Raw genomic sequence first — 6624 nt, 5'->3', positions numbered from 1 at the left:
GACGACGCCGGCGGCGGCCTCGACGACGCGTTGCGCCAGGCCAGGGCGGCCGTCGAGGCCAGGCTGAGCCGCTACCCCGCGGGCCCCGCGCCCGGGGGCGCGGGCGCCCGCGGCCGCCGCCGCCTCGCTCAGGCTCGTGACCTCGGCCAGCACCCGGGCCTCGGGAAGCGCGTCCAGGAGCCGCCGCGCCGCGGCACCGCCCAGCTCGCCCCCGGCCAGGAGCACGGTGTCGACCCTGGAGCGGTGCCGCGCCAGCTCGTCCGGGTCCACGACGTCCAGACGCCCGAGCCGCACACCGAAGGACGTGGCCGTCAGCCGCGTGGTCAGCCGCAGGGCCCGTACGGCGCCGGCCCGGTCGGCGCCGAGGTCCAGGACACCCAGCGCCCCCGCGCCACTGACCGCCGCGACCAGCCTCGGGTCGGGCTCACCTAACGGGCTCACGCCGATGATGTCGTCCCGCCGCCTGACGGGACGGGGAGCCGCGGCGGCCCTCCCGGGCACTCCGACGGCCGTGTTCTGCGCAGCGCTGTCCTTCACAATCACTTCCAGAGGTGTCCACGGGGCCGGTCGAGCCGGCCAGGAACGGGCGACTACGCCGCCGATGCGGCGGTTCACAGCAGCTAACGACCGGCCGGCTCGACCATTGGCGGCGCCGGTTGGGAAACGAAGAGCGGCGACGGACGCGGACGCCGGGCAGCGAATCCGGCGCGGCGCCCGCGGTCCGTATTTCCAGCGAAGGAGTTCGACTTTCCGACGGTGGCGGTTCTCGCTCGCGTGGCCTTGCCCGCGCGGGGCTTGGCCGGCTCCACGGAATGTCGCTTCGGCCGGCCCGCCACCACTGTCGGACAGAAATTTCTGCCATCGTGCTGGCGCGCGTCGCCGCGACCAGGAAAGCCCATCAGTCCGGGTCGCGGGACCCTTTCGCTGACGACGCCATCACAACAGATCGCCAGCGGTGGCCGGCCGCCCGATACGGACCCGCGTGGTGTCAGGGAAAGCGGACCTGGACTCCCTGACGTTCGCCTGCTGGCTCGGGAGAAAAATACCGGAACCGCGGGTGGCGACCGTGTCGACCATGTCTGCGGGAGCCTCTCGTGGCCGCCCGTTCGCCGTTGTCGGACAAAGAGTAGACGACGGACGGTCGGCGAGGCAAGTAAACGCTCACTGATGTCCGGCCGTCATGTCGCGTCGGCGAGGCGGATCGCCATGCCGGCGAGGATGTGCCCGACGAGTGCCGCGGAGTTCCTCGATCGGTGTGCGCGCATCGTCCCGGCGTCGCGATATCGCGATCCGGCGGGGGAGGAAATCGAACATTGGATAATGTCTGAACTCATGGACTGGTGTCGCGGCTGAACGCCGGGACCCAGGGCGGGATCGGTGGCGGCTCCGGGCCGGGTGGTCACGGGTCCGCGACTCCTGATCAGGTGTCGGTCGCGGTGATGGCCATGAAGGCCATCTCGACATACGCGACGCGCGGCTCGTGCCTTGATCCGTCGGAATTGTTGGCCAGGCCGGTAGCCGGTTATCCGGCGGAAGCCGCGAGGGGCCGACGGGTCTTTGCCGCGGACCGACGAACCACACGTGGCCGAGGCGGACCGCCGCGGTGTGGCGGTGCGTTCCCCGGGTGATCGTCTGGTGGTAGCGGCTTTTCCTGGCCGGGTTGTGGAGACGGGCGAACGGCGACGAGATACGAGCGCGGCGGGCGGCGACCCGGCTCGTCGTCCCGACCGGCTGCGTCTCAGGCGGATTCCTGAGACATGCGGGCGGGAGGCGGCCAAGAGCCTCACCTTCTGTTACTGGCTTGCTCCAGATGCTGTGACACTAGTGCCATAGTCGTCGGGCGGTCAAGGCCGCCCGGCGGGGCGCGAAACCACTTCGAGTCAGCACGGATCTGTAAAATGTCATGGCGTGCCAGCAGCCCCGACCCGCGAACGCGACCCGGCCGCGAAGCGGGCGCGCATCGCCACCGCGGCCCTGGAGCTGTTCCAGACCCAGGGCTACACCGAGACGACGATCGACCAGATAGCCACCGCCGCCGGCGTTGGCCGCCGTACCGTCTTCCACCACTTCCCGAGCAAGGAAGCGATCCTGCTCGACCATCTCGTCGTCCGACGCGAGGTCGCGGCCGCCCGCCTGGCCGAGCGGCCGCGGACCGAGCCGCCGTTGGTGAGCCTGCACGCGGTCCTGCGTGACCTGTGCGAGCAGGGCTACGACCGTGACCTGCTCGCCCAGATCCGCGCTGTGCTGGCGACCGAGCCGCGCCTCATGGCCGAGCAGCTCTCGCTGGGAGGCGGGGCCTTCCTGACGACGATCGCCGAGATCCTCCTGCACCGCGCCGGTACCCGGTCATCGTCGCTCGAGATGTACGCGTTGGCGCTGATGGCGCTGAGCTGGTTCACCACGGCCACTCACCTCTACCTCACCGAGAGCCGGCCGTCCCTCCTCGCGTGCTTCGACGAGATCGTCGCGACATGCGTGCAGGCGACCGCCGCGCTTCCCCCGATCATGCCCTCCGCTTCGCCGGCCAACGGCCAGTCGCCGCGCGCGAACGGGTAGACCCGCGCCGCTGGCATCCGGGCCTCGCCGGCCTGTGCCCTCGCGTGGCGTGGGGCCGGGCCGCTGACAGGACGGGGCTGACAGGACAAGAAGGCCATGGCCCGGGCGCCGGTCGCATCGGCCCGGGAACGAGCGGGGGATCGGACCTGGGTCCGGGGCGTGCTGGTCCCCGGTGCCTGCCTCGGATGGACCGCGGCCCGATGCCGCCGGCGGGGGGTGCGTGGTCTGCTCCCGCCGTCGTTGTTCTGTTCGTTTGACGAGGGGACGTCCTGATGGCGAACGCCGAGCGCGCTGGATGGTCGATCGGGCGCCGTTCACTTCTCACGGGGACGGCGGCGGGGGTCGCCGTGACCGCGGCGGCGACGTCGTGGGCCACGTCGGCGCTCGGGGCGAGCGGCGCGGGCCAGCCGCCCGCGCCACAGCCGGCAGCGGGGCGCAGGTTCGAGGGAAAGGTCGCCCTCGTCACCGGGGCGACCTCGGGTATCGGCCGGGCGGCGGCCGTCGCCTTCGCCCGGGAAGGGGCGCGGGTCGGTTTCTGCGGGCGGCGCGAGGAACTGGGGCGGCAGGTCGAGCGGGACATCCGGGCCGCGGGCGGCGAGGCCACCTACGTCAAGGCGGACGTGCGCGTGCCGGCGGAGGTCGAGGCGTTCGTCGCCGCGGTGGTCGCCACCTATGGCGCCCTGCACGTCGCGCTGAACAACGCGGGCATCCAGGTCGTGAAGCCGTTGCACGAGATGACGGTCGAGGAGTGGGACGACACCGCGCACACCAACACCCGGGGTGTCTTCCTGGCCATCAAGCACGAGGTGCCGCCGATGCGGGCCGCGGGTGGTGGGGTCATCGTCGTGACCGGTTCCGCGAACGAGTTCGCCAGCCGGCCCGGGCTCGGCGCGTATGCCGCGAGCAAGGGCGGCGTCACCGGCCTGGTCCGTACCGCCGCTCTCGACTACGGCGCCGACAACATCCGGGTCGTGGCGCTTTCTCCAGGGACCACGGACACCCCGATGCTCGACAGCCGGCGGCCGGCGAACATCACAGACGACCAGTGGGCGGCGGGGAAGGCCCAGTACGGCGCGGACAACGTCGACGCCCTGCGGCGGATGGCGCGGCCCGAGGAGATGGCCGCCGCCGCGCTCGCCCTGGCCAGTCCGGACATGACCTTTCTGACCGGGACGTCGGTCGTCGTCGACGGTGGCATGCTCGCCGGCCTCTGAACCGGAGCTGGACGAACCCCTGCAGGGCGGGGCGGCGCCGGATTTCGAGGCGGCGAGCCCGGCGCGGCCGCCGCCATGGCCGCATCCGCGGTCGCTCACGCACATACGATGCGTTCGGTCGCTCACGCACATACGATGCGTTCTCCGACGATGATGCTTTCTCCCGCGATGATGCGTTCTCCCGCGACGGGGAAAAGCCGTGGGACGAGGCCGTGGGAACCGCCACACGCCGTGGCCAACACTCCGGGGGGTTCCCGCGCCGGTGGCGGTGTCCGCTTTCCCTCCGTAGGCTCGGACCGCCGTTTCGGTTCCGGCATCACGTCGCGATCTCCGGGCATGGCCCGCGATGTTCCGCCGGACATGTCCTTGCCGCAAGGAGGCCGTCTGTGCGACGTCAACCGTCTCGCCCGTATCGTCCAGCCCTCGCCGTCGCCGCGGCCCTCGTCGTTCTCGCCGGGTGCGGAGCGGGCGGCGACGAAAAGGATTCATCGGCCGGGGCGGACGTGTCCCTGGACGCCGCGTCGAACAGCGGCGAAGGCAGTGACGCCATCCCCGTCGGCGCGCAGAACGCCAGTCGGGATCGATTGGACGTCATCATGCGGGACGTCGGCGGCAGGGAGGTGGGAGTGGTCGCCCTCATCGGAGCCGGGAGCGGAACCCGGGTCGAGGGACGTTTCTCGGGCCTGGCCGCCCAGGGATATCACGGATTCCATGTCCACCAGAACCCGGTCTGCGATGCCGAGGCACCGGACGGGCCGTTCACCACCGCCGGTGGCCATTATAATCCCGGTTCCACGACTCACGGAGAGCACGCGGGCGACCTTCCTCCGCTTCTGTTCGAGAAGAACGGTGTCGACGAGGTGTCCGTGGTGACCGGTCGGTTCACCCTCGAGCAGCTCCGCCAGAAGGGCGCCGCCCTCGTCGTTCACGAGCAGGCCGACAATCTCGCCCACATTCCGGACCGCTACCAGTCGAACGACGCGCCATCACCGGGGCCGGACGAGAAGACGCGCGACGCCGGCGACGGCGGCGATCGCATTGCCTGTGGGGTGATCCCCAAGGGCTGAGCCGGGGCGGACCGCCGTCGCGTGGCGACCGGGGCACCCGCGCGGGTGTGCCCGTACCGGTTGCTGGGCTGGCCGGCGCGGCGGATCCGGTTCGTGGCGCGGGAGGTGGCCGCGGGCGGCCCGTGGCCCGCGGCGACGCCGCCGGTCAAGGTCGCATGCGGCGACTAGTCTTCGCGGTGTGGACGGGCCTGCGGTGGATCCTCGGTCGGGCTCGGCGTCGTCTGACCGCGTCGGCGCGGCGGACCGGCTTGCGGCGGTCCGCGCCACGGGTCCGCTCGACACGGACCCGGAAGAGCCCTTCGACCGGCTGACCCGGTTGGCCGCCACGATTCTCGACGTCCCGCTGGCGTTCGCCACGATGATCAACGGCACCCGTTGCTACTGGAAATCCGTCGCCGGCGTGCCGGAGAAAGCCCCGCCGGTACGGCAGACCCCACTGGACGGCAGCATCTTCCGCCAGATGATCAACACTGGCCAGCCGGTCGTCACGCCCGACGCGACCCGCGAGACCCCGATCCTGGGCGACGTCCTCGTCCACGCCGCCGGCCTGGTCGCGTGGGCCGCCTTTCCCGTCCACGGCCCGGACGGCCACATCGTCGGTGCCTTTGGCGCCGCCGACGCCCGGCCTCGGCCATGGACACCGCGCGACCTCGCCCTGCTGCACACCCTGGCCCAGGCGGTCTCGGGCGAGATCTCGCTGCGACACGCGGCCGCCACGGCCACCGCCCTGGCCCGCACCCTCCAGGAAAGCCTCCTGCCCCCGGACATCCCAGAGCTGCCCGGCCTGCGGGTGTCGGCACGTTACCGTCCCGCCGGCGAGGGAGCCGAGGTTCTCGGCGACTTCTACGACGTCTTCTCCACCGGCCGCACCAGCCTTGGTGTCGTGCTCGGCGACGTCGCGGGAAAAGGGGTCGAAGCGGCGAAGATCACCGCCCTCGCGCACTACACGATCCGCGCCGCCGCGAGCCGCACCCACGACCCCGCCGCGATCCTGAACCAGCTCAACACCGCGCTGCTCACCCAGCATCCGGACAGCGAACGGTTCCTCAGCGCCGCGTATCTCGCCGTTCAGGAAAGCCGACGAGGCCGCACGGTGGTGGTCTGCTCCGCTGGTCACACTCCGGTCCTGCTCCGCCGCCGTGACCGCACCGTGACCGAGGTCGGTGCCCACGGCCTGGTCCTCGGGGTTTTCGAGAACCCCGAGCTCACCACCACCCGGCTACGTCTCCGGCCTGGCGACACCCTCCTGCTCTACACCGACGGCGTCACCGAGGCCCGCCGCGGCCGCGACCAGTTCGGCGACGAACGCCTGCGAGCACTCCTCGCCTCCATCGACACCGCCACCGCCAGCACCGCGACCGCGGACACCGTCACCGCCGCGGTAGAAGCCGCCGTCCTCGCCCACACCGGCGGCCCACCCCAGGACGACATCGCCATCCTCGCGATCCACCTGCCGCAGCGCACCTGACCCGCACGCCGCCGCTCGAGCTGCCCGCGGACCTGACCTGCGCGGTCCCTGTGCCGGTGCCCGTTGCTTTCAGCCATGCCGGACGCTATACATGGACTTAGCACTCGACCAGGTTGAGTGCCAACCACTGGTGCGGAGGGCGCCTGGGCCGCGGCCCGGAGCGGCGACTCCGTTACACACCCTGCCGGCGGCCGGCACTCCTCCACATGGCATGAGCCTCAGGAGGACGTACCCGCATGTCAAAGATCATTGCCTTCGATGAGGAGGCGCGGCGCGGCCTGGAGCGCGGCATGAACCAGCTGGCCGACGCCGTCAAGGT

At 71.6% G+C, this 6624-nt stretch carries 5 protein-coding genes; 4 read left to right on the top strand and 1 reads right to left on the bottom strand.

Features of this window, described 5'->3' with window-relative positions:
* Window positions 1-441 (bottom strand): hypothetical protein (locus I6A81_RS39860; RefSeq protein ID WP_203010481.1); only part of this gene is annotated, 441 nt, incomplete at its 3' end.
* 1467 nt (window positions 442-1908) lie between these two features.
* Between I6A81_RS39860 and I6A81_RS39855 the strand changes: the two genes are divergently transcribed.
* The 4 genes from I6A81_RS39855 to I6A81_RS45945 all read left to right on the top strand — a co-directional run bounded on the left by I6A81_RS39855 (window position 1909) and on the right by I6A81_RS45945 (window position 6305).
* Window positions 1909-2556: a TetR/AcrR family transcriptional regulator gene (locus I6A81_RS39855; protein WP_203006638.1), complete on the top strand. Its 648-nt coding sequence runs from the start codon at window positions 1909-1911 to the stop codon at window positions 2554-2556.
* Window positions 2557-2828: 272 nt separating this feature from the next.
* Window positions 2829-3770 carry an SDR family NAD(P)-dependent oxidoreductase gene (locus tag I6A81_RS39850; protein ID WP_203006637.1) on the top strand — a complete coding sequence of 314 codons (942 nt, stop codon included), beginning with the start codon at window positions 2829-2831 and terminating at the stop codon, window positions 3768-3770.
* Window positions 3771-4366: 596 nt separating this feature from the next.
* Complete coding sequence (locus I6A81_RS39845) at window positions 4367-4837, top strand: superoxide dismutase family protein (protein WP_238430657.1); 471 nt, start codon at window positions 4367-4369, stop codon at window positions 4835-4837.
* 193 nt (window positions 4838-5030) lie between these two features.
* Window positions 5031-6305: a GAF domain-containing SpoIIE family protein phosphatase gene (locus I6A81_RS45945; RefSeq protein WP_203006634.1), complete on the top strand. Its 1275-nt coding sequence runs from the start codon at window positions 5031-5033 to the stop codon at window positions 6303-6305.
* The last annotated feature ends 319 nt before the right edge of the window (window positions 6306-6624 follow it).

It is taken from the genome of Frankia nepalensis, assembly GCF_016786325.1.
GTDB classification, from domain to species: domain Bacteria; phylum Actinomycetota; class Actinomycetes; order Frankiales; family Frankiaceae; genus Pseudofrankia; species Pseudofrankia nepalensis.
This window is presented reverse-complemented; position numbering and strand designations above follow the sequence as displayed.